This is a genomic window from Simiduia sp. (genome assembly GCF_058345725.1).
In genome coordinates this window covers 137,322-158,689 of sequence record NZ_JBTUOC010000028.1, presented here as the reverse complement: position 1 = coordinate 158,689, position 21,368 = coordinate 137,322, and the positions used below count along the sequence as shown (strand labels likewise).

The 21,368-nt window shown below is 49.2% G+C and carries 20 protein-coding genes; 14 read left to right on the top strand and 6 right to left on the bottom strand.

The genetic code is table 11. The annotated features are described in order from the left end of the window. Positions 1–198 precede the first annotated feature (198 nt). The 10 genes from ACW8F6_RS07000 to ACW8F6_RS06955 all read left to right on the top strand — a co-directional run bounded on the left by ACW8F6_RS07000 (position 199) and on the right by ACW8F6_RS06955 (position 9,164). The gene (locus ACW8F6_RS07000; protein ID WP_491575144.1) at positions 199–366 is read left to right on the top strand and encodes a hypothetical protein; all 168 of its coding nucleotides are present in this window, start codon (positions 199–201) and stop codon (positions 364–366) included. 773 nt (positions 367–1,139) lie between these two features. After that, positions 1,140–1,781 carry an AHH domain-containing protein gene (locus tag ACW8F6_RS06995; protein WP_491575143.1) on the top strand — a complete coding sequence of 214 codons (642 nt, stop codon included), beginning with the start codon at positions 1,140–1,142 and terminating at the stop codon, positions 1,779–1,781. After that, positions 1,781–2,323: an imm11 family protein gene (locus ACW8F6_RS06990; RefSeq protein ID WP_491575142.1), complete on the top strand. Its 543-nt coding sequence runs from the start codon at positions 1,781–1,783 to the stop codon at positions 2,321–2,323. The genes ACW8F6_RS06995 and ACW8F6_RS06990 overlap by 1 nt, the downstream gene beginning before the upstream one ends. A gap of 600 nt (positions 2,324–2,923) precedes the next feature. Continuing rightward, a complete protein-coding gene (locus ACW8F6_RS06985; RefSeq protein ID WP_491575141.1) occupies positions 2,924–3,478 on the top strand; it encodes a hypothetical protein in 555 nt (184 codons plus the stop codon). 862 nt (positions 3,479–4,340) lie between these two features. Continuing rightward, positions 4,341–5,054, top strand: coding sequence for a CTP synthase C-terminal region-related (seleno)protein (locus tag ACW8F6_RS06980; protein ID WP_491575140.1), 714 nt, complete (start codon positions 4,341–4,343; stop codon positions 5,052–5,054). Positions 5,055–5,193: 139 nt separating this feature from the next. Continuing rightward, positions 5,194–5,709 carry a hypothetical protein gene (locus ACW8F6_RS06975; protein WP_491575139.1) on the top strand — a complete coding sequence of 172 codons (516 nt, stop codon included), beginning with the start codon at positions 5,194–5,196 and terminating at the stop codon, positions 5,707–5,709. A gap of 303 nt (positions 5,710–6,012) precedes the next feature. After that, positions 6,013–6,789, top strand: coding sequence for a nucleotidyltransferase domain-containing protein (locus tag ACW8F6_RS06970; RefSeq protein WP_491575138.1), 777 nt, complete (start codon positions 6,013–6,015; stop codon positions 6,787–6,789). A gap of 125 nt (positions 6,790–6,914) precedes the next feature. After that, positions 6,915–7,319 carry a hypothetical protein gene (locus ACW8F6_RS06965; protein WP_491575137.1) on the top strand — a complete coding sequence of 135 codons (405 nt, stop codon included), beginning with the start codon at positions 6,915–6,917 and terminating at the stop codon, positions 7,317–7,319. A gap of 334 nt (positions 7,320–7,653) precedes the next feature. Next, positions 7,654–8,154 carry a hypothetical protein gene (locus tag ACW8F6_RS06960; RefSeq protein WP_491575136.1) on the top strand — a complete coding sequence of 167 codons (501 nt, stop codon included), beginning with the start codon at positions 7,654–7,656 and terminating at the stop codon, positions 8,152–8,154. A 380-nt stretch (positions 8,155–8,534) separates the two neighbouring features. Next, positions 8,535–9,164: an endonuclease/exonuclease/phosphatase family protein gene (locus ACW8F6_RS06955; protein WP_491575135.1), complete on the top strand. Its 630-nt coding sequence runs from the start codon at positions 8,535–8,537 to the stop codon at positions 9,162–9,164. Between the two features lie 220 nt (positions 9,165–9,384). Here the strand turns inward: ACW8F6_RS06955 and ACW8F6_RS06950 are convergent, their stop codons facing one another. The 4 genes from ACW8F6_RS06950 to ACW8F6_RS06935 all read right to left on the bottom strand — a co-directional run bounded on the left by ACW8F6_RS06950 (position 9,385) and on the right by ACW8F6_RS06935 (position 12,199). After that, a complete protein-coding gene (locus ACW8F6_RS06950) occupies positions 9,385–9,867 on the bottom strand; it encodes a DUF3421 domain-containing protein (RefSeq protein WP_491575134.1) in 483 nt (160 codons plus the stop codon). A 104-nt stretch (positions 9,868–9,971) separates the two neighbouring features. Beyond that, a complete protein-coding gene (locus ACW8F6_RS06945; RefSeq protein ID WP_491575133.1) occupies positions 9,972–10,259 on the bottom strand; it encodes a hypothetical protein in 288 nt (95 codons plus the stop codon). An 8-nt stretch (positions 10,260–10,267) separates the two neighbouring features. Continuing rightward, positions 10,268–10,840: a hypothetical protein gene (locus tag ACW8F6_RS06940; protein ID WP_491575132.1), complete on the bottom strand. Its 573-nt coding sequence runs from the start codon at positions 10,838–10,840 to the stop codon at positions 10,268–10,270. A gap of 93 nt (positions 10,841–10,933) precedes the next feature. Next, a complete protein-coding gene (locus tag ACW8F6_RS06935) occupies positions 10,934–12,199 on the bottom strand; it encodes a T6SS phospholipase effector Tle1-like catalytic domain-containing protein (RefSeq protein ID WP_491575131.1) in 1,266 nt (421 codons plus the stop codon). Positions 12,200–12,711: 512 nt separating this feature from the next. On the opposite strand from ACW8F6_RS06935, the gene ACW8F6_RS06930 reads away from it, so the two are divergent. From ACW8F6_RS06930 to ACW8F6_RS06915, 4 genes are all read left to right on the top strand, one after another. Continuing rightward, positions 12,712–13,920, top strand: a complete 1,209-nt coding sequence (locus tag ACW8F6_RS06930) for a lysozyme inhibitor LprI family protein (protein ID WP_491575130.1) — start codon at positions 12,712–12,714, stop codon at positions 13,918–13,920. 428 nt (positions 13,921–14,348) lie between these two features. Next, positions 14,349–15,062, top strand: coding sequence for a sterol desaturase family protein (locus ACW8F6_RS06925; protein ID WP_491575129.1), 714 nt, complete (start codon positions 14,349–14,351; stop codon positions 15,060–15,062). A 249-nt stretch (positions 15,063–15,311) separates the two neighbouring features. Then, positions 15,312–15,992 carry a hypothetical protein gene (locus ACW8F6_RS06920; protein ID WP_491575128.1) on the top strand — a complete coding sequence of 227 codons (681 nt, stop codon included), beginning with the start codon at positions 15,312–15,314 and terminating at the stop codon, positions 15,990–15,992. Between the two features lie 243 nt (positions 15,993–16,235). Continuing rightward, positions 16,236–16,673, top strand: a complete 438-nt coding sequence (locus ACW8F6_RS06915) for a hypothetical protein (RefSeq protein WP_491575127.1) — start codon at positions 16,236–16,238, stop codon at positions 16,671–16,673. Positions 16,674–16,823: 150 nt separating this feature from the next. Here the strand turns inward: ACW8F6_RS06915 and ACW8F6_RS06910 are convergent, their stop codons facing one another. Next, complete coding sequence (locus ACW8F6_RS06910) at positions 16,824–19,949, bottom strand: efflux RND transporter permease subunit (RefSeq protein WP_491575126.1); 3,126 nt, start codon at positions 19,947–19,949, stop codon at positions 16,824–16,826. Positions 19,950–19,961: 12 nt separating this feature from the next. Beyond that, positions 19,962–21,170, bottom strand: coding sequence for an efflux RND transporter periplasmic adaptor subunit (locus ACW8F6_RS06905; RefSeq protein WP_491575125.1), 1,209 nt, complete (start codon positions 21,168–21,170; stop codon positions 19,962–19,964). Positions 21,171–21,368 lie beyond the last annotated feature (198 nt).

Sequence of the window (21,368 nt, the reverse complement as noted above, 5' to 3'; positions counted from 1 at the left end):
ATAAACTTTTATCTGACCATAATTATCTGTAGACCTTCAAAGCATGATGAATTTTAGTGAATACAACACACCCGCAAAGTTACTCGTACTACATTATGCAAACGAGCTAAATTGCGACATCGCAACATCAATTATTACCGGCGATTACAACCTAAATAGCAAAGAAGACGCAGAGAAGCTAGCCCATTTTTTTGGGAAATGACAGATCAAGCAGCTGAAGATGAAAGCAACAATAAAGTAATTGAAGGTATTGAAGACCTACAGTCTTGGCTCGAAAAAGCTCTCTACATATTTACCGGCTACTTTAAAAAGCAAGGCTACGAGCAAGAATGGTCTAACGGCTATGACAAGTATCATACAGAGTAGAACAAAGATACGAAAAAGAGGACCGGGTACATAACTTTTAAATTCCGGCATTAGAGCCCTTGAACAATCAACTACGAAGCCGCGCTCCTGGAGCCCCTGCGAAGCGGCCATTTAAAGCAGTGAAATTCGGGGTCAATTGGCCATGGAGGGCCATTTGGAAGCACTTTGGCTCCTGCCATTACAGCATTTGCACATCCCTGTGCATCAGCAACGTTTAGGCAGTAACCTCGGTGCCGCTCGACGGTGCGCCTGTGGGCGCGACCCCAAACTTCGCTGCTTTAAATGGACAAATTGCACGGAGCAATTTGAACCGCAACTAGCGCCTGCAAGGGGCTGCATATGGACATGCGGCCGTTAACGAGCACAGCCGGGGTGGCCTTTCTATGACGCAAAATACGCGTGGTCTCCGCTGCGCTACAGCTGGTTCGTTTGAACTCGAAACAGGCCGATTTCGCTAACGATCATGCCTCCGCAACGCTCCGGCCCTTTGGCCAACCAAAGAAAATAAACAACTTGAGAAAATATTGCCATATAACAACAGCGAGATGAGTAAGCAGATCTCCAAGTGCCCATGTCCCAACCCTGAAAACTGTTACCGGCACTGGGACGCATACTAAATCTAATGCTATCGTATGAATTGGTGCTTTCACATTTTCTATTAGATGACTCGCTAACACTAGATTTTATAGAATGCCCACTTTATTAAGCAACTCAGCATCTAACCGCCAAAAAATACCCGCTCAAACTGCAGGCTATGTTAAAGGGATTTACCTATGTCGTTTATGTCGCTATATGCATCTATCACTGATGACGCCGATGCTCTATATGATGAACTTTCCAGCATCATTAGTGATAAGGAGGTCGTGAGGCAGGCTGTCATCTATTACCAGCAAGGAAAATCCCAGGATTTGATTTTTGCTGAAAGAGCGATTGCCAATGGCACACCCTTCGCAGCTGTTGAAAAAATAATCACATCAAATGTACGGAAGAGAGCTGGATCAAGACCTAAGTGGGACGCCAAATTAAGAGCTGCGTTGATCAAGAGCAAAGGCCTGCCTGACCGGAAATATGACTACGAGGCTCACCATATAGTTGCAAAATGTGACAAACGAGCAATGCCGGCGGCGGAAATATTAACGGCACTCGGTATCGACGTAGACGACCCTTGTAATGGCGTGTTCTTGCCCAAAGATGAAACGACAAAAAAACATGGGGCGATGAAAGGGGCATATATACATGGTAAAATTCATACCAAAGCATACTATGCCAACGTTAACCTGGAAATTGTCACAGCATACGAAAATAACGCGGATAAAGACGAAGTGAAACGCATATTGAAAGATATCGCCGAGGATCTACAGGCAGGTCGCTACCCACTCCACCATTATCGCCCCGGTGCAGAGGTGTACGCATAATGACCAGCTTTCTATTCAGTGTTATGCCTGAAGGGTTTAAAGAATTAACCCTACCCGACGGAGACACCCTTCTTCAGCACAATTGCCTGCGCTGGGCTGGCGAGTCTAAATTGGCGACATGGAAGCCAGTACAACTTATTTGGCTGGAGGATGACCTGACTGATCATGCAGATCAAGACGGAGACTTTCTTAAATTCGCCGGAACGATAGTCATATCAGAAAGAGCTTATCAAATATTAAAAGCACATACTGCAGGTCGCGCCGAGTTCTTACCAGTGCTTATTAATGGCGGCACCCGATACATCCTGAACGTTATTAATGTTTTAGACCTGATGGATAAAAGTCGCTCTCAATTTAAGGTTTATAGCGACGGGAATCTTGGGCAGTGTGAACACGCTCACCTCAACGCACCCTCTGATGATGAGTTTATTTATAAAGTAAGCGGATTCATGCCAAGGATTTTTATTAACAATCAGTTAAAGTCAATCATCGAGTCAGAAAAACTTACAGGCCATTTGATTCGCGAATATAAGAATCCTTAATTTTTAGTGATTTAGGATAAAGGGGTCGGAGTAAATTAATTGCTAAGGCCAGCCCTACGAAAATAGCAACGCCGAGATAAAGGGGATTAGGGTGATTAAAAATTGCATTGTCGCAATGTTTCTGCCTTTCCTTTCTGGGCTCGCTTGTTCCGAAGTGATTTTCGAATTTGAAGGTTGGAAATCAAGGGGGCAGACTCCTTGAAAAAACAACTACGAAGCCGCGCCACTGGGGCCCCTTGCGGAGCGACCAATTAAAGCAGTGAAATTTTGGGTCAATTGGGCAGCCGCCCAATTGGCTGCGCTTTGGCTCCTGCCATTGCAGCATTTGCAGACCCCTGTGCATCAGCAACGTTCAGGCAGTGACCTCGGTGCCGCTCGACGGTGCGCCTGTTGGCGCGACCCCGAATTTCGCTGCTTTAAATGGGTATAGCGCAGCCGGGGTGGCCTTTCTTTTGGTTCGTTTTCTTTGGCCGAACAAAGAAAATGAACTGGGTATTGTCACAGCATACGAAAACAACAACTGGGGTCAGATAAGAATTATGAAAGAAATTTATGATCTACAACCATTGATAATACTATAAACAAGAACCCAGGTATCACATGAAACTCATCCTACTACTTCTACTAACAATATCTTCCAACTGTTTAGCAGACAAAGTTTCCGACGATCCAATATCCGCTATTAGCCCTTCTGGTGAATATGTTGTTAGAACAATGGTGAGAAAAGACGGAACCCATCATTTCGCTCAAATATATCAGCTGGACAAGAATCTAGAATACCAAAAGAAAGTCGAATACAAACTAACGGGGTTTAGCTGGCATCCGACAACACTGCTAATTGCAGATAACGGATATGTATTTGCTGCAACCACACGAATTGAAACCTATAGATTAATTGTATACGACACTACCGGGAATTTCGTTAATAAATACTCCTACGAAGATCTTTACAGCGAACTCCAACGTAAGGAGCTTCAAAGGTTTAATTCTGCTTCCAATGATCGATGGATTTGCCTAGGATTTCAGCCTTGGATCAATGGAAACTCGCTACTCATCAAAGATCCAATTGGCGGCTATTTTTCGTTTAATGTGGAAGATGCAAGTTTTTACTACTACACCGATCCAATGCCCTGCCCAATCAGACGCCGCCAATGAATCAAGGAATCAAGCTCCCTGTTCGCTGCCAAAAGAGCGACTTCACATTGCCTACCTCCTTAAAGGCCGCGGGTTTGAGGTATTTCAATTATAGAAATGGATACTAAGTGGGGTATTCTACCCGTCAGCCGATCGCTAGATTTCTTCTACATAAAAGTAAATGGAGATAATTTTTTTGAACGACAGAACCGGCAGTGATTGTAGAGATATCTACGGACCAAATTTGGTAGGTTATATAGCTATTGTTTGCTTTCTTCCTCATATACTAGCAAGAAACGGAAAATTAGAGGGATCTCTTGCAGTATTATTAATAGCGATTTTTTTGCTGACAAATGAAATATTGGTCAAACCGTATTTCCATTATAGAAATATAAACATCTATGGATTTTTATTATTTTGTTCTACTTATATTTTCGCAGTATGGGGGTATTACGAGAACGGAGCATTCAGTTGGTTTTCTTTGTCGTGGCATGATGCTGCTTTGCTTTTCTTGTGCACCAGTTTGCTGCTATATTTTTTCCTTCAAGTGAAGATAAATGGTTTGAAAATCAAGTGATTGATAGATTGGCCGATCAATGGCCAGAAGGTGGAAAAGGGATTGGATCACATAATTTTCAATTATAGTGTCAGATTCCTTGTAAACTAAGCTACGAGACTGTTAATCAAAGGTTCGAACTCGTTGAAAAATCAACTATAAAACCGCGCCCCCTTGCATAGCGTCCATTTAAAGTAGTGAAATATGGTAGCAACTGGGCATTACGCTCAAGTTAAAATCAAAGCGTTAAATGTATTGATGATTATTTAACCAATCCAGACTTTTTATCTCTGTACTTGGCTTTAATAACTTTTCGAGATTTTTCTAATGAAAATCGGATTAATAGGTGATTTTAACGAGCTTGTAACTGCTCACAAAGCAATCCCCATGGCTATAGAGTTGGCATCCCACAGCTTGTCGCGCGATGTTTTATATGAGTGGATCAATACGGAAGAGATTACGGTCGAAAAATTGAAGGCGCTGTCCGGCATTTGGTGTGTACCGGCGAGCCCATACAAGAATATGGGCAAGGTGCTACTCGCTATAAACTTTGCAAGAAAACACGATATTCCATTTCTAGGCACGTGCGGCGGCTATCAACACGCCGCACTGGAGTTTGCAAGAAATGGACTTGGTTACTCATCTGCCGAGAACGGTGAAGTCAATCCGGATGCTGAGATGCCATTGATATCAGGTCTCGCTTGCAAGTTAGTGGAGGTAGCCGATCAAATTTTCCTTGCCACGGGGTCAAAAGTTGCAGACTTCTATGGCGAGAGCAGTATCCGTGAAGAGTATCATTGCAGCTATGGTGTCAATCACTCCTTTCTGCCTATTTTTGATGAAAGTGATATGAGATTTACTGGCTTTGACGCAAATGGAGACCCGAGAGTTCTGGAAGTACCATCGCATAGATTTTTTATCGGCACAGCCTTTCAACCCGAAAGATCGGGTTTAAAAGGCGTAGCGCATCCGATAATTAAAGCCTTTTTAGCGGCTGCTACAAACATATCATACGGAAATCAAGGGATCAGAGCACGATAAATAGGTCGGAGTACATTAACATTATGCCCCTATCTTAGGCTCCTAGATTAAGATACAAAGCACCTCATCGGGACATACGAAACCATGATATTCATAGGATTACAAATGGTCACTCATCAATCGAACGGAGTCGGTATTGATGAAAGTTAATACATTTTTAATGGCAATTATCGCATTTGCATCTAAAGCAAGCCTTGCGCTTGACTGTAGTGACACAGAATTCAATTTAGAGCTAATGAAAAAATATGAAGTGGTTGAGGCATATCTAGTTCATCACCCTAAGAGACTTGAGGAATCAGAGAAGTTACTAAAAACCTATTGCTCGAAAAACGGGTCCTGCAGCGGTCAATCTGTAAACGAAATGTACCGCACTTACTTAATTTTAGGCCATGAATTTAAATTTTTCATTGTCAATCAGTACACTAGCAAATTACCTTTACACTCCACCATTCCTGTTAATGTATCTGGATTTCCTGACCTCAAGTTAGATGAAAAATACATTCTATTTTTAAGTCATATTGATAGCGAACTGTATCTTCAGTCGTGCATGATTGTGCCACTGACAACGCCCATACGAAGCAATACATATTTTTTCGACATTCCTCCAGATAGTATAAAAGAAAAGATATCCGAAGGATTAAGAATCAAGGGGTAATACTTCTAAATCGCAATTTGGAGTGTGCTTTCATGGTGTTTTACCCCATAATATCGAAAATAGGCCTTTATCAATCCGGGCTAATGGATCAGTCTGCTTGATCAAGATTCAACAATTATGGTTCTTGGCCAATTTATCCGTGGAAATATAAAACTTTTCGCCTAACAATTAGTCAAATATGTAACACCCTAACGTAATTTTTTAACCTTAAAATACAAAGCCCACTTTTGGAGTGCATGCCTTAGTGGCGCACCGGATACGCCTGTGATGACGGAAGAAGGCTAGTAGATTCAATGGAAACCCATGATAGATAATCGGATTAGAGAAGATATTTTAAGCCGCCTTAAGAATACCGAAGAAAGGTTTGATGTAAAAATTCTCATGGCGGTCGAATCGGGTAGCAGAGCTTGGGGATTTGCGTCACCTAATAGCGATTACGATGTTCGTTTTATCTATGCAAGAAAGCCAGACTGGTATCTAGCAGTGGATTTGGAAGATAAGCGAGATGTTATTGAATACCCAATAATTGATGATATTGATTTAAACGGATGGGATGTAAGGAAGGCATTGAAGCTATTTTGGAAGTCAAATCCCGCATTTGTCGAGTGGATTCAATCGCCAATATCCTATATTGATGATGGATATTTTCGAAGTAAAGCACTTAAGTTGTTGCCTGATATATATTCTCCTGAAAAAGGCATTTATCACTATCGAAGCATGGCAAAAACCAATTACCGGGGGTACCTGCGGCAGGACATGGTTCCACTTAAAAAGTACTTCTATGTATTGCGTCCCTTGTTTGCCATTCAATGGCTTGAAAAATATGGCTCAGCCGCCCCAATAGAATTTGATAAGGTGCTATCACTAGTAACTGACAATGAGCTAATTGATACAATTCATGCGCTCTTGGAACGTAAAAAGGTGAGTGAAGAAAAAATTCTGGCGCCTGCGATACCGGTCTTAAATCAGTACATAGAAACGCAACTCGCTAGACTAGAAGACATTAAGCCCCCTAAAGTTGATAGATGCTTTGAGATGGCTCAGTTAAATGAGCTTTTTCATAGCGTTTTGGCCAGATAGAGCGAGTTGCGAAGCCTAGCGGCGACAATAGGCCAGGAAGATCGTCGGCGCACGTCAACTGTGACTTATAAATTTTCAGCAGTGTGAAAACACAAGTCAACGAGCAAGCTAATTAGGAGATTATCGTGGAAGACGTAGGAATTGTTCGGCTCTATCTTTTAAGGGCGATGTATGCACTTATCGCAGTAGGTCTTGGCGTAACGCTCTTACCCAGCGTCATTTCTACATCTGGCAATTACGCCAACTCAGATACGGTAATTGACGCCATCCTTCTGGGTTTTTCACTGATGGCTCTGCTGGGAATTCGATACCCGCTCAAGATGCTCCCCGTACTACTATTGGAACTTACCTGGAAAACCATTTGGTTGTTAGTATTCGCGCTACCAATGCACTTAAACCAGGAACTGGATCAATATGCTATTGAAACAGTGTTTGCCTGCGGCATGGGTGTCGTACTTACGCCACTAGTCATACCCTGGCGGTATGTGATGAATCACTACATTGTGGCAACGGGTAGCGCGTGGCGGTAGTTAATCAATTTTTTCGGCTTTAAGCGCCAAATTTGATTATAGGCTATCCACCCAACAAGGCGGGTCTGAAGCACTAGCAGCAAAGATATCCAACATCTCTTTTTCCGCATCCATGATCGACTTACTTAATACTTACAATCGAAAAAAGAAGTACGAACAGGTGTAGTACTTGATGTCGAATCGCAGGAAACTGTACATAGAGAGTCTAGGGGTAAATAGTGGCATTACTATAAATAACACCTAAGTTTGCGCACCACAATCATTTTACTAATACTTCCTAGCCTCCAGCTCCTTCCCCGCCCGCAGGCAAACGCGAAAATCCAGAGGGAAGTCAATGCGTAGTTTTGTAATAGGGATATTATTGCTGTTTCCAATAGCAGCGCAGGCTAATGTTGTATGGCCTGCACTGTATCTGGAAACTCGACTGTTCTCGTGGTGGGCTATTTCTGTTGGCCTGTTAGTTGAATATGTGTTTGTTCGAGAATTACTCAAGGTAACACCGTTAAAAGCCCTGCTCGCAACCATTACCGCCAATATGGCCTCCGCCATCCTTGGGATTTTACTCATCCCGCTGGCTGGTATAGCCTGGGAAGTGTTTCCCGGTCTGTTGTTTTATCACGTGTTTAATATGGGAACATTTAACCCTATCACTTGGTCCGCAACATTTATTATGGATTTCGCCATCAATGTTGCACTTGAAGGTTTGGTATACAAGAAAGTCTTTAAACTCGGATTTGTCTTTAAAAGCAGGCTGTTTTTTTGGTTTATGCTGGCCAATGCAGCAAGCGTTGGTATAGCAGCAGCAAGCTTGTTTGTTTACCCTGTGCAGCCATAAGACACAGGCACATGGGTCATCTTCCTATTAATGACACCCTACGCTCACCCCAATAAAAGAAAACACTACACTACACCGCTCTTATCGGCGAAAATCTCGCAATGTCATTAGTTGGTCATGATCAAATAGACTCATCCAAAGAAGCAAGATATTAAGTAAAATTTTACGAGTATGGTTGATCGCCCGAATCAAGAGGACTAGAAAAGCCGTGAAAATACAGAGTACATCCTGGAAAAAATCACTCTTACCTTTATGGCCTATTTTCGATAAAACGGCTATGGCGATGTATGAGATGCAGTAGAGGATATGCTTTGAAAATTTAGATTAGAATTAAGAATCAAAAAACACTTAACAATCTTAATCTAAAAAAGGATTTAATGATGAAAATCTATACTTGGAATACTCAAGGTCAACGATGGGATTCCATAAAACAGCGAATTGATACTCACGCACCAGACATCCTTTGCATTCAAGAGGCCGGTAATCTCCCCGATAAACTTGGCTATGGAGGTGTCTGTGAGTTTCAAGACCCGACCAACATTGGAACATACAATGACTACAACGTTTGGTTTCTAACATGGGACCGAAATGACGGTAATGGAAATATTCGCTGCTCGATGGCAATGATTTTTAAAGACAGCGGAAAACCTGCCGTTAGCTGGTCACGTGACACATATAAGCGACCGATAATGCGAAAACTGGTAGGAAACTATTACATTGGAAATATTCACGCCGGTGGCCAACAATACGTCAATGAAGCTGTGCAAAGCGTCAAAACCAACGCAGGCAGCCATCCTTGGTGTATTGCAGGTGATTTTAACCAGGATGCTAAGGGAAATCTTTCTTGGATGGACCGGCAGGGTGGCAATGTGGTGAAGCCCAGCGAAGATACTCGACCGCAGTCCCATAAAATTCTCGATTACGGGGTCTGCAAAACTGCAGCTACGGCAACAACACCCGATCCAAATTATGGCGGTAGTGATCATCGTGGCGTGTTAATTGAGTGTTAAGCGTTTTTTCTATATAGAAATTAAGGTCTGGGGCGCAGCCACCATAAACAGCCGACAACAAAGCAACGTTTTTAGCGCCCCTTTCTTATCAGCCAATAGCAGCATCGGACTTCTAGACCAATTGGGCAGCAGGCCCAATTGGTAGCGTATTGGAACACGCCATTGCCGGAATCACACGCCCCAATATTTAAGCATCAGTTATTAACCCATTAATCCCATTTTACTGAATTAACACCTCATAGGGATTAACCACCACTTCCCTGCCGCCCCAGCCAATATTACAGCCTCTGAAGGCAGCTCTTAGCTTGCCGGCATGTAGCCCGCCATTGTAGTGACCGCGACAAATGTAGATTTCGGCACCATTACTTTCGTGGCCGCCCACGACCGCAGCTGATGGTACGCCGCCATGGGCGTCGGGCTTCCACTGCACAAAGGTTTCGTAATGTTTAATCGCGACCTCTTGGCCACCCCAGCCGATATTACAGGCGCCAAATTCCGGTCTTACCTTGCCGGGGTGCATGCCGCCTTGGTGATTGGCTCGGCAGGCATAGAGCTGGCTGCCGTTGGACTCGTGACCAACCACCATACTGCCAACCGGTATTGCGCCATTACTGGCTGGCTCCCAGCCGGCCGAGGCAACCAATGCCCAAGTCGTCAGCAATACACCTAGAACGTTTACACACACCAAATTATTAGTAGTCATTATCTTCCCTGGAGTTAGTTAATTTTCGTCAATGGTACGTAAATGTTGCTGCACCCACCGAACTTTCACTTACAAAGTTAATACCACCCACAATGGGTGACTGGTCAGATTGGCGCAGAAACAATCAGCGGCTGATCATCCTCGTCGTCATCTTCGTAGCGCACCCCTTGCTGCAGCGCCACGGGTTCCGTGTCACTCGCTTCAACGTCATCCGTTTCCTTATTCGCCTTTTTATAGTGTTCAGACCTGTGATCTTGATCGGAGCTTGGCGCTTGCGTTGCGGCCTTACTGACTGGAGTGCTTGTGTCAGTGCCATCTACTATTTGCGCGCCTGCATCAAGTGTGGTTAATAACAACAGATTGGACAGCAACCATGCAATGATAATTTTCATAACGCCCCCTAATTACAATGACAGGGCGCTGGGCGAGTGCTCACCACCTGGCCGGAGTAGGTATTGATGGTTTCATCCACGCAATTATTGACACCATAAGAAACCCGGCGCAGAAGCAGTGAATTATTGAGCCAGCGCTGGCACAACACCACCGGTGAAGACATCTCATTCATTGGCGTATCGCTTTGTGCATAGGCGCGAGATATCAGGCTAAAGCTGGCAATCCGCTTAGGAAAAAGATTTTCAATAGACACCCACTCAAAGAGTTTTTCGTCTCCTGGGGCAACCACTCTAATTAACACATCGCCAGAGCGACAGATAGTCGCATCCACTTTAATATTGCTCTCAGTAATCAGCGGGTCCATCGGCGCCGACGAGCACTCTAGGTTTTTTTTCCACAATTCATTGCGCAGCACGGCCCGTTTTGAATCGCCAAATGCCACATCCTTTTGGTGCGACTGATAGAGCTCAAAGTAAGTGGGTACCGCACCGATTAGCGCAATGGCGAAGGCAGGATATATTAAAAACCACTGCCACCAATGTCGCGTCTCTGTCGCACCTTGTGTATTCACTGTATCCATCCTTCTACCCTCCTTTTTGTCTGCCTGTGCGCTCTGTATTTAGATCCTTTCGAGCAAGAACCACAGGTCACTAAACACGCGTTCCTCGGCTACTCAGTGCAACCCCACTACCCGCCCGTTGCCCCAAACTTTATGCAACTGGGTGGGCTTCATGCCCGGCACAAGCGCCGTGACCTTGCCGTCTTGCAAGTTCTCGGCGTTATCACAGTGCACTTTCATGCCGAAGGTATCGTTGACATCCACTATTTCGGCATTGAAATGTTGATCGTGCTGCACCAGCTGAATAAATCGCCCCTCTAATCGAGACACCTTAACGCGCGGTGCCAGCCGTTTATTCGTCGCCACCGCCTTAGGGTTATGCCACAGTCGGATAGCTTCTGGGTGGTTGGTGAAATATTCCACGGCGCTGGCATGCACAGTGAGATTTATCGGCTGTTGCTGCTCGCTAAAGGTCAGATCCGCCAAGCGATCAATCTTGCCTTTGCCAATCAGCCCCAGCGCTTTGTAAAAACCGGTCATGGCATCATGAGGTTTCACCATCGCTGCGCCGGCATCAGCTGGCAGGTGCGTTAGCTCCAAGCCCTCCAGCATGGCCGCCTTGGCAATCCAGTTCAGTGCGATGTCGGACAATGTGGCCTGGGGATAGCCGCCACCGATGTCGGAGTGGGCGCCGCGAAACCAACACTGTTCAACCGTCTGATCGGGCGCCGCCTCGCCCACCCAGATATCTGGCGCGAACAGCGAGCGTTGCTCGTCAATGGCCAGTGCTTGATAGGCACTGCGAACCTTGGGCGACAGGGTCGTGTCGAAGAAGCCTATCCAGTTGCGGCTAAGCCGTTGGCCTGTATGAGTGGGTGCGCCCAGCGCACCGACGGTGTCAAACACGCCAACCATTCTGATCTCGGTGTTTTGCCCTAACTCGAAAAGATTGCGGTTGCGCTTGGCAGGTTCGGTGCGGTAGTAAGCGTAGGCGTCTTTCAGCTCGCCCAGACGATGCTTTGGCAGCAGGCCAATACACGCCACCATGCCCGCGATGGCGCGCGCGGTATAGCCTCCTCGACTAAAACCAAACAGGTAGATGTCGTCGCCCAGCGTGTAGTTGTGCGCAAGAAACCGATAGCCATCCAAAACATTCTTGGCGACACCTTTACCGAAGGCGCCGCCCAGGTATTTATCCAGGCGTCCCTCTGTACCCACGCCCTGATCATAAAAAACCGTTTGCACTAAGCCCTTGCTGTCGCGCGGGGCTATGCAGCGCGCCAGCTTGACAATATTTGTGGGACAGGGAGCATCCGGTTCGTTCCAGGTACCATCACAAAGTATGACGATTTTTTTATTTGCCCGCAGTGACGTTGCCATGCTCAACACTCCCTTGTTACAACCACAAGAGATTTGCAATCTATGTACCAGCCACGTAACTGGCTGTTTTTTGTACAACAAAATTTCCCGCGCTGCACCCGAGTTGGCACAGCTGTATAAGTTTTCGACGCCTACTTTAGTGCAGGTCTGCCGATCAAGCCTGAGGCCAGAAGCTCACTCTCGGCGGGCGTTTTGGCACCTAAACCATTATTTTTGAGACTCACATTCAGTGAACGACAACAGATTGGTAAGAATTGGCGACTTGTAGGCTCGCAAGGAGGGCCAATGATATTGCCTGTCGAATCTCTGTACAGGCGAATCGGTATAACCTAATGCCACCCGCCCACCAATGACGCAAAGCAAGAACCCGGAGCCCCGGATCTAAAAAAGATTTTGAGGCGACCATGCTATACACTCGCACCTTCTTAATTAGTTCTAGCCACCTAAAATCACCGCAATCGCGCCGCCCTATGTGCAAATCGCTGCAAATTTGTGGTTAAGGAGTTGACACCTTGAAACGTTTACCACTAACGGGCCTGCTTTTTTGCCTTTTTTCTCTTTCGACCGTCGCATCCAGCGAGTGTGAATCATCCGCGAATACGCAGCTGGCGTTGAATCAATGTGCCCACCAGGATTTCAAAACCGCCGACGCTGAGCTGAACCTCGTCTATCAAGAGGTAAGAGCGCTGTACGCAGACAATCCAAAATTTTTAGATGCCTTGCGCACCGCCCAGCTGGCATGGATTAAATTGCGCGATGCCGATATGGCACTGTACTACCCCCACACTGGAGAGCGCGGCTACTACGGCAGTATTCAACCCCTGTGCGACGCAACAACTAAGGCGAGTCTTACCCGGCAGCGCACGGAATTTTTAAAGCAATGGCTACAGGGCAAAGAGGAAGGCGACGTTTGCAGCGGCTCAATCGCCACACATTACCAGTTAGCGCAACAGGGCCCCCAGTCATTGCCAAGCATTGCGCCACCACCGAATAATCAACCAACGGTATTCTTGCCCCTATCCAAGTGGGAGGGCTTGTCTGCCAACAAAGACCAAGCCGTGCAACAGCTGCTGACGTTATCTACCCAGTGGCCATCGTTAGAAGTCAGTGCCGACTTATCGCACGGGGCGATACACAGCTGGCTGTCCGACAGGGGCATTCGGGGACGCTACCAAATAGCCAAGCAAGTACTGGCTAAGCAGGCACTGGAAATGTTGCTCAACGAAAAGGCCTTCTTAAGTGGTCCCCATGAAAATGGCATCGATTACACAAGCACCACAGAGTTTGGTCATTACAATCCCACATTCTTAATCAAACTAGGCTCGCTATTGCAGGATATTTTTGCCAACGCGATATTTGTGTCACAAGCGCAAGCCTTGTATGACGTCGAGTTTAAGCGATACCTGCGCACCTACTACCTGGCCTATGCAGAAGCCACAAAAAATCCCGAAATCGCGATTTCTTACCAGCGGGTGATTGAAAAAGCCCAGGCAATAAGTGGGCGCCTACCGTTTCAATCGCAACCCAGCTATCACTTGCAAGAGGCATTCCGCACCTTTTCAAATGGCTTGGCAAATCAGGGTTACGACGACTATGAAGCCTTTACCGCACCGGGCTTTTGGGTAAGGCGCTCTATTGATGGCACCGCCGACGAGTTTTACGCGTTGCTAACCTTGACTTTAAACACCTTTGATAAGGCGTTTATGGCCGAAATGAAATAGTGCACCATTCCAACTGCGCCCCTAGTGATTAGGGGCGCTAAACGCACCGATATGCCAGATCGCCTAAACGGCCGCCATAAGGGGGGCAAGGCTCAATATTTTGCATGCGCTGTTCCCTGCACTGTTTCGCGCTACCACAAGAGCCCGCTGGGCGAGACCTGCGAAAATGTCTGTGAGAAAGCATCGGGAAGCAGGCGACGCTGGCTGTGCGCTGTGGGGCCAGCAGCGCCCCTTACCTAGACATACGGATGCCGTTGCTACGTGCTCCCGACGCGTATAGGCAGATGATTGCCATGAGCAGCTCCGCGCGAAGCTTAGCGGCTATTTTGATTCGACAAATTTGCCGCTAAAGGGCAGACTTCAGCTTCAAACCTATCCGACATTGAGCCGCGACGACCCACGTCAGGCGTACAGACAGATAAAGCTCCATGCATATCATTGATGATTTACTGCGCTATTGGTTGAGCGCCCACTGGACAATAGCGCTGGCAATTGCCTTTGTCGCCAATACGGCCGCTTATTTGATGAGTGCTTACACCATTGAGAGGTTGAGTCTGTTACTCGTTAACCGACGCCTGGCTCAGTGGATAGATCTTAGAGAAACAAGGGCTGGGCAACGGCATCGCGAAATCCGCTTCGGCATAGTCGCGTGCGGCATTTTTGCCCTATTGAGCCTATTCACTCGAATGGTTTACAGCACGCTGTGGCCCGGCTCACCGGCGACACTCATCTTGCAGGTTATGGCGTTTATTATCTTTTACGAAACCTACTCCTATTTTATCCATCGGCTGCTGCACACACCGAGGCTGATAAACGTTCATGGCGTACACCATCGCTCAGCGCGCACTACGCCGTGGAGCGCCTACAGCGTACACCCTATAGAGGCAGTCTTTATTGGGATATCAGCGCCTTTGTTTATGTTGCTGGTACCCATGAGCATTGGCGTAGCCTTTGTACTGCACTTTAGCGGCATGTTATTTACCATCTTTATTCACAGCAACCTGTCGATTCGCGCGTCCAATACGGCGACATCATTTGTAAACAGGTTACCTCAGCAGCATGCAAGGCATCACCAGTTAGGGAATAAGAATTTCGGCTTTGTAAACGCGCTTTGGGATGGCGTATTTGATACCAAGGCATAGTGGTCGCTATGTCGTGCCGGCTAAGTAGAGAACCAACCAAAACGCACCTTCACGTCAGGCCAACGGGCTTGCGCATCAGGTGTACACCTGAATGCTTAGCGGCCTGTTTCAATTAAAAGCGACTGTGGTAACCTCGACCATAGCTAAGATTGTACATAGCAATTGCTCTTACATGCCCCTATCCGCAGCATCGATAGGCGCAAAGCCCTCAACGCAATCAACGTCACACACCCGGACTAAGGCATAACAATGAACTATACGCGCATGACAGGTGGTATCAGCATCGTTTTAATTCTCACCATACTCTTTATTGGTTCCGCTGTGGGGCTTGCCTACCTGGGCGTGCAATGGTCGGCCCAGAAAGACAGAATTGCCGCACTCGAGCAAATGCGAAAAGTCTCCAGCAGCGATGGCATCCTGCAAGATGCCCTGACCTTTGAATTTGCCACTGTCAAAACAGACCTGGTATTCAGGCATGAAAAAACCTACGACAAGCCCAGCGGCGGCGTCGGTTTACTGAACGACAAGATCGACATTATCTACAAGGCCGAATACACCTTTACCTTTGGCTACGACCTGCAGTCTTGGGCCTGGTGTCAAAAAGTACTTTCCGAACAGGAAGGCATTATTCAGGTGAACACACCGCCCATTGTTTGGACCAATACCAATCTATCCCCATCGCTGGAGGTGGTAGCCGCCCTTGATGGCATCTTCTACACGGACCTCACAGACGATATTGCGGCAGATACCGCCGCCATCATCACCGAGAAAATCAAAGAAAAAGCGGCGAATTACCTACAGGACCCCAAAATGCGCAAGAGTATCGAAACAGCGCTACAGGGTTTTTTAATTAATACCATGAACGATGCACATCCCAACTCAAACCCGGTATCCAAAGTGGTGCTTAACTACAGCGCCGATTGCAATTAAGGCGTTTTCCGCAGGCGCCTCGGCATTGCGCCCAGGCGCCCACACGTAGGCTAGACATACACCTTAGCGACCTCGCGCCGGTCGTAACTGGGTGCCAAGATGTTATCGAAAGCTGTTGTTGATAGTCGCGGCTAATAGGCATAACGCCGCTGTCGGTTTTAGCAAAAATTGGATAAGTGAGCTGCCGCCCAATGAGCAATTCACTCGGAAAACCTCAAGCACGCGCGCAGGAATATTTGCACCTTGGAACAGATAGCATTTTTTTCCCTAACGCCCACCCGCGAATCTCACTCGCTGCTCAGCGTTACTGGCCTGGGCCCACGCGCTTCAGTTCCCGGCGTGGTACTTGAAGCCCAATACCGGCTCGCCGATGGCAGCTTCCTAGTGATCAGCACCGATGATTGCCCCTATGAGGAATGCCTGCACCTACTGCGCTTAAGCCGCGATTACACAATACAGGAGCGGGTGGATCTGGGCCGCAGCTATACGTTCGGCCTGTTCAGCGACCCAAAAATCATCCACCCATCCTGTTTGGAGTTTACGTTTTACGAGAACACCCGCTTTCAGGCCATTATCCTCGATAAACCCCAGCGCGCTTTAGGCAAACTACTCACCCACTGGGATATTACCTACACCGCACCTTTCGCCAAGAAATCACTGCAGCTAGTTAGAGTCCGCTAATCCCAAGCAAGCTATCGACACAGTGGCAGGGTTTCGTACCTCAACCCTGCCCTTGCGAAGCGCAGGTAATGGCGCTATCGGGTGACTTGGGCACCCGCGACAAACACAAACAGGCCCGCCGGCTAACACCAGCGCGCCCGCCCGGCATCACTAGCGGCTGGACACCCACTGGCGGCTGCGCTCGTGTACCCAATGATAAAGTACCGGTAACACCAACAATGTCAGCAATGTCGAGGACACGATACCGCCAATGACTACCGTCGCCAGTGGCCGCTGCACTTCTGCGCCAGTGCCGGTATTGAGCGCCATGGGCACGAAACCTAAACTCGCCACCAGCGCCGTCATCAATACCGGTCGCAAGCGCGTTAAGGCCCCCTCCACCACCGAGGGTCGCAAGTTACCCGTCGCCTGCCACTGTTCGCGAATAAACGACACCAGCACTAATCCGTTGAGCACAGCCACCCCCGACAGCGCAATAAAGCCGACGCCAGCAGAGATAGACAGCGGCATGTCGCGCAACCACAGAGCCAAGACACCACCACTGAGTGCAAGCGGCACGCCCGTAAAAATAATCAGCGCATCTTTCAGCGAACCGAAGGCCATCAACAACAATCCAAAGATAACAACCAAGGTCACTGGCACCACAATGCTCAAACGCTGGGTAGCCGAGGCCAACTGCTCGAAGGTGCCGCCATATTCAATCCAATAGCCGCTGGGCAGGCGCACTTGCGCTGTCAGTTCGCGTTCAACTTCCGCTACAAAACTGCCCAGGTCCCGCGCTCGCACGTTGACCGTCACTACCACTCGGCGCTTGCCATTCTCGCGGCTGATTTGCGCCGGGGCCGGTTTCAGGGATAGCGTAGCCACCTCGCCCAATGGCACATAACCACCTGAAGGCAATGCCACAGGTAGATAAGACAAACTGTCGATATCCTGCCGCATCGTCTCCGGTAGGCGTACAACCAGCGGGAAGCGCCTGTCGCCCTCATAAATCAGCCCAACATCCTCGCCGCCAATGGCACCAGCTACAAACGTCTGCAGTTCGCTCACATTCAATCCAAAGCGGCCCAGCGCCACGCGATTAGGCTCAATCGACAGCATGGGTAAACCCTCAACCTGCTCAACCCGCGCGTCCGCCGCGCCCTCAAGGCGCTCGACGATGCGCAAAATGGCTTGAGCAGATTGCTCAAGCTGCACCAGATCATCGCCAAACACCTTTATCCCAAGGTCGGCGCGCACACCGGAAATCAGCTCGTTAAAGCGCATTTGAATGGGTTGGGTGAACTCGTAGTTATTGCCGGGAATGCGCGTAAGCGCCGCTTCTATCTCGGCTACCAGAGCGTGTTTGGATTTAGAGGGGTCGGGCCACTCCCGCTGCGGCTTTAGCATAATAAAATTATCTGAAACACTGGGTGGCATTGGATCGGTGGCAATTTCCGGGGTGCCAATTTTTGCAAATACTTTATCAACTTCGGGAAAGGCGCGAATGCGCGCTTCCAGCTGTTTTTGCATCGCCACTGCCTGCTCCATGCCAGTTCCCGGAATTCGCAGCGCGTGCAACGCAATATCGCCCTCGTTGAGCTGCGGTATAAATTCCGACCCCATGGTCGTGGCCAACCAAATGGAAACACCGGTCACAAGCGAAGCCACAGCCACCACCAGCCAACGGCCTGCCAGAGCCAACTCCAGAATCGGCCGGTAAACGGATTTGCTCGCACTGATCAGAGGGCTTTCTTTTTCGCTAACGCTGCCGCCCATAAACACCGCCACAGCAGCCGGCACCACCGTCAGCGACAGCAGCATGGCGGCGAGCAGTGCCATCACCACCGTCGCCGCCATTGGGTGAAACATCTTGCCTTCCACGCCGGTTAGCGAAAACAAGGGAATGTACACCACGGTTATGATGGCGACCCCGAACAGACTCGGGCGTATAACCTCGGCCGTCGCCTGCGCCACAGTGTCGAGCCGCTCGCGCAAATGCAGCGGGCGCCGGTACTGCCCCTGGGCTGCCGCTAAATGCCGAATGCAGTTTTCAACGATAATCACCGCGCCATCGACTATCAGGCCAAAATCCAGCGCACCCAAGCTCATTAAGTTGGCAGACACACCGGCTTGTACCATGCCGGAAATGGTGGCCAACATAGACAGCGGAATCACCGCGGCGGTGATGAGTGCGGCCCGCACATTTCCGAGCAATAACAGTAGCACCGCCACAACTAACAAGGCGCCTTCCAACAAGTTATTCCTGACGGTGGCTATGGCTTTGTCGACCAGGGTTGTTCGATCGTAGACGGCCTCAACAGTCACACCTGCCGGCAAAAGCGATTGAACGGCCGTTAATTTCAACGCTAAATCGCGCGCAACCCTGCGCGAGTTTTCGCCGATGAGCATCATCCCGGTACCCAAGACCGTTTCGCTGCCGTCGCGGGTTGCCGCGCCGGTACGCAGCGCTTTGCCGATGGCAACCTGGGCGACATCCTTCACCGCCACGGGCACGGTGCCGTGCACGCCGACAATGACGTTTTCAATGTCCTCTATGGATTGCAATTGACCGGGCGATCGCACCAGCAGCTGTTGGCCGTGACGCTCAATATAACCGGCGCCGCGATTGCTGTTATTCTCAGCCAGCGCGCGAGAAACCGCTGCAAAGGTCACGCCCAGCTCCAACATTTTTTGCGGATTGGGCGTCACGTGATACTGTTTGTCGTAACCGCCGATGGTGTTAATTTCGACAACGCCCGGGACCTGTGCCAGCTGAGGTTTGATAATCCAGTCCTGAATTTCGCGCAGTGCCGTGGCATCAAAGGGCGCGCCGTTTTCCTGTCGCGCGCCCGGCTGTGCTTGCAGGGTATAACTGAAAACCTCCCCCAGCCCGGTGGCGATCGGCCCCATGGTCGGCTCCAGGCCAGCAGGAAGCGCGCTCTTGATCGCGGCCAGTCGCTCACCGATGAGATTGCGGGCGAAATAGATATCTGTGCCCTCGTCAAACACCGCCGTAACTTGCGACAATCCATACCGGGACAACGACCGTGTGTAGGCCAAATTTGGCAGACCGTACAGGCCCGTTTCCACGGCAAAGGTAATTCGCTGCTCTGCCTCTAGCGGCGAGTAGCCCGGTGCCTCGGTGTTAATCTGAACCTGCACATTGGTGATATCGGGCACCGCATCTATGGGGAGCTGCTTATAGCTCCAAATACCCGCGCCCACCAACAGCAAAATGACACTTAAAACGACATAACGCCTTTCGATCGAGAGGCGCACAATTGCATTAATCATTGCACTCTCCCCTTAGTGATCGTGTGCCGCGCCAGACTTTAAAATGTCCGCTTTAATGAGATAGCTATTTTCGTACACATAGTGTTCGCCGGGCCTTAATCCGCTCAACACCTCGGTGTACTGGCCGTCTGAAGCACCCAATACCAAGGGCCTGGCTTCGTAGTCGGTGCCGACATTCACAAACACCACCTGCCAGTTTCTGATGGTTTGAAGCGCCGCATTTTCCACGACTATAGGTGCGCTAATCCGCTGAATTTCGATTCGCCCCGCCACGAGATCACCGGGCGCCATTTCCCCATTGGTATTGGCCACCTTTGCCCTGGCAACGACATAGGGCTCGCCGGTTTGCGCCGGCGTCACACTGGCAATCTTGCTCGCGTGGGTATGGCCGTTATGCTCAAGGGCTACCGGCTGATGCAATTTTACGGCGGTCCGTTGACCGGGAAATACCTGAAGCTCTGCCCAGAGCTGAGAATGGTTAGCCAATACAAAGAGCGGCTGAGCAGCCGTCAACTCTCCCGTGTTGGCGGTTCGCTGTTGCACCATGCCATCGATGGGCGCGCGCACCGGATAGGATTTTAAACTGTCGTTGGACTCCACATAGGCCAGTATGTCGCCCTGCTTTACCGCGTCCCCCAGGTTGACATTTACGGCACCTACCAGCCCCTGAAACCGTGCGCGCACCTGCACAACATTTTCCACGGGCGTAACTAACCGCCCGTAGACTTGAACAACGCGCGCGATGCTGCCACCGCCCGCCGCTTTGGTGCGAATGCCACTCTCTGCGGCCAGGGGTGCAGCAATATTGACGCGCCCTTCGTAGGATGACCACTGCCATCGATAGGTTTGATCACCCAATCGAAGTTCAGCGCTCACATCGAACGAATGCGGTTCTTCAATTGTCCCCTGGCCGAGCCAGTAATTTCCCTTGCGGACAAATTCAACCCGTTGTTCAACGCCCCCTAGCCGCACCAGGGTCACTGTTAAGTCAGCCTGCGCAACGGGTTTCCCCGCCCGCTGAATCCACGCGCGGTACTCTGGCGCCACGCCGTCTTCAAATATTGCCAGCTCTAGGGTGGTGTCGCCCTGGCGCAATACGCGACCGCCGTGCGGCCCGCTCTCGGCTGGCTCGGCCCGATTCTGCATGCCTGTCGACGGTGCGTGATCGACCGCCCCGTGTCCGCCCGCATAGGTCACCGCCGCCGCAACCCCGAACACCATTATTAAAACCATTGCGCACCAGGGACGCAAAAAACGCTGGTTATACATCCTCATCCCACCGCCCCCCGCAAGTGGCGCCGAGCGCTTGGATAGCGGTACAGCTGTCTACACAAATATATTGCGCAGTACCGGATTCCAGTTGAGCGGGCGGCGTTCGCTAGCCGAATCGCAATGTGCGATGGTGAGGCCGCGCCGACA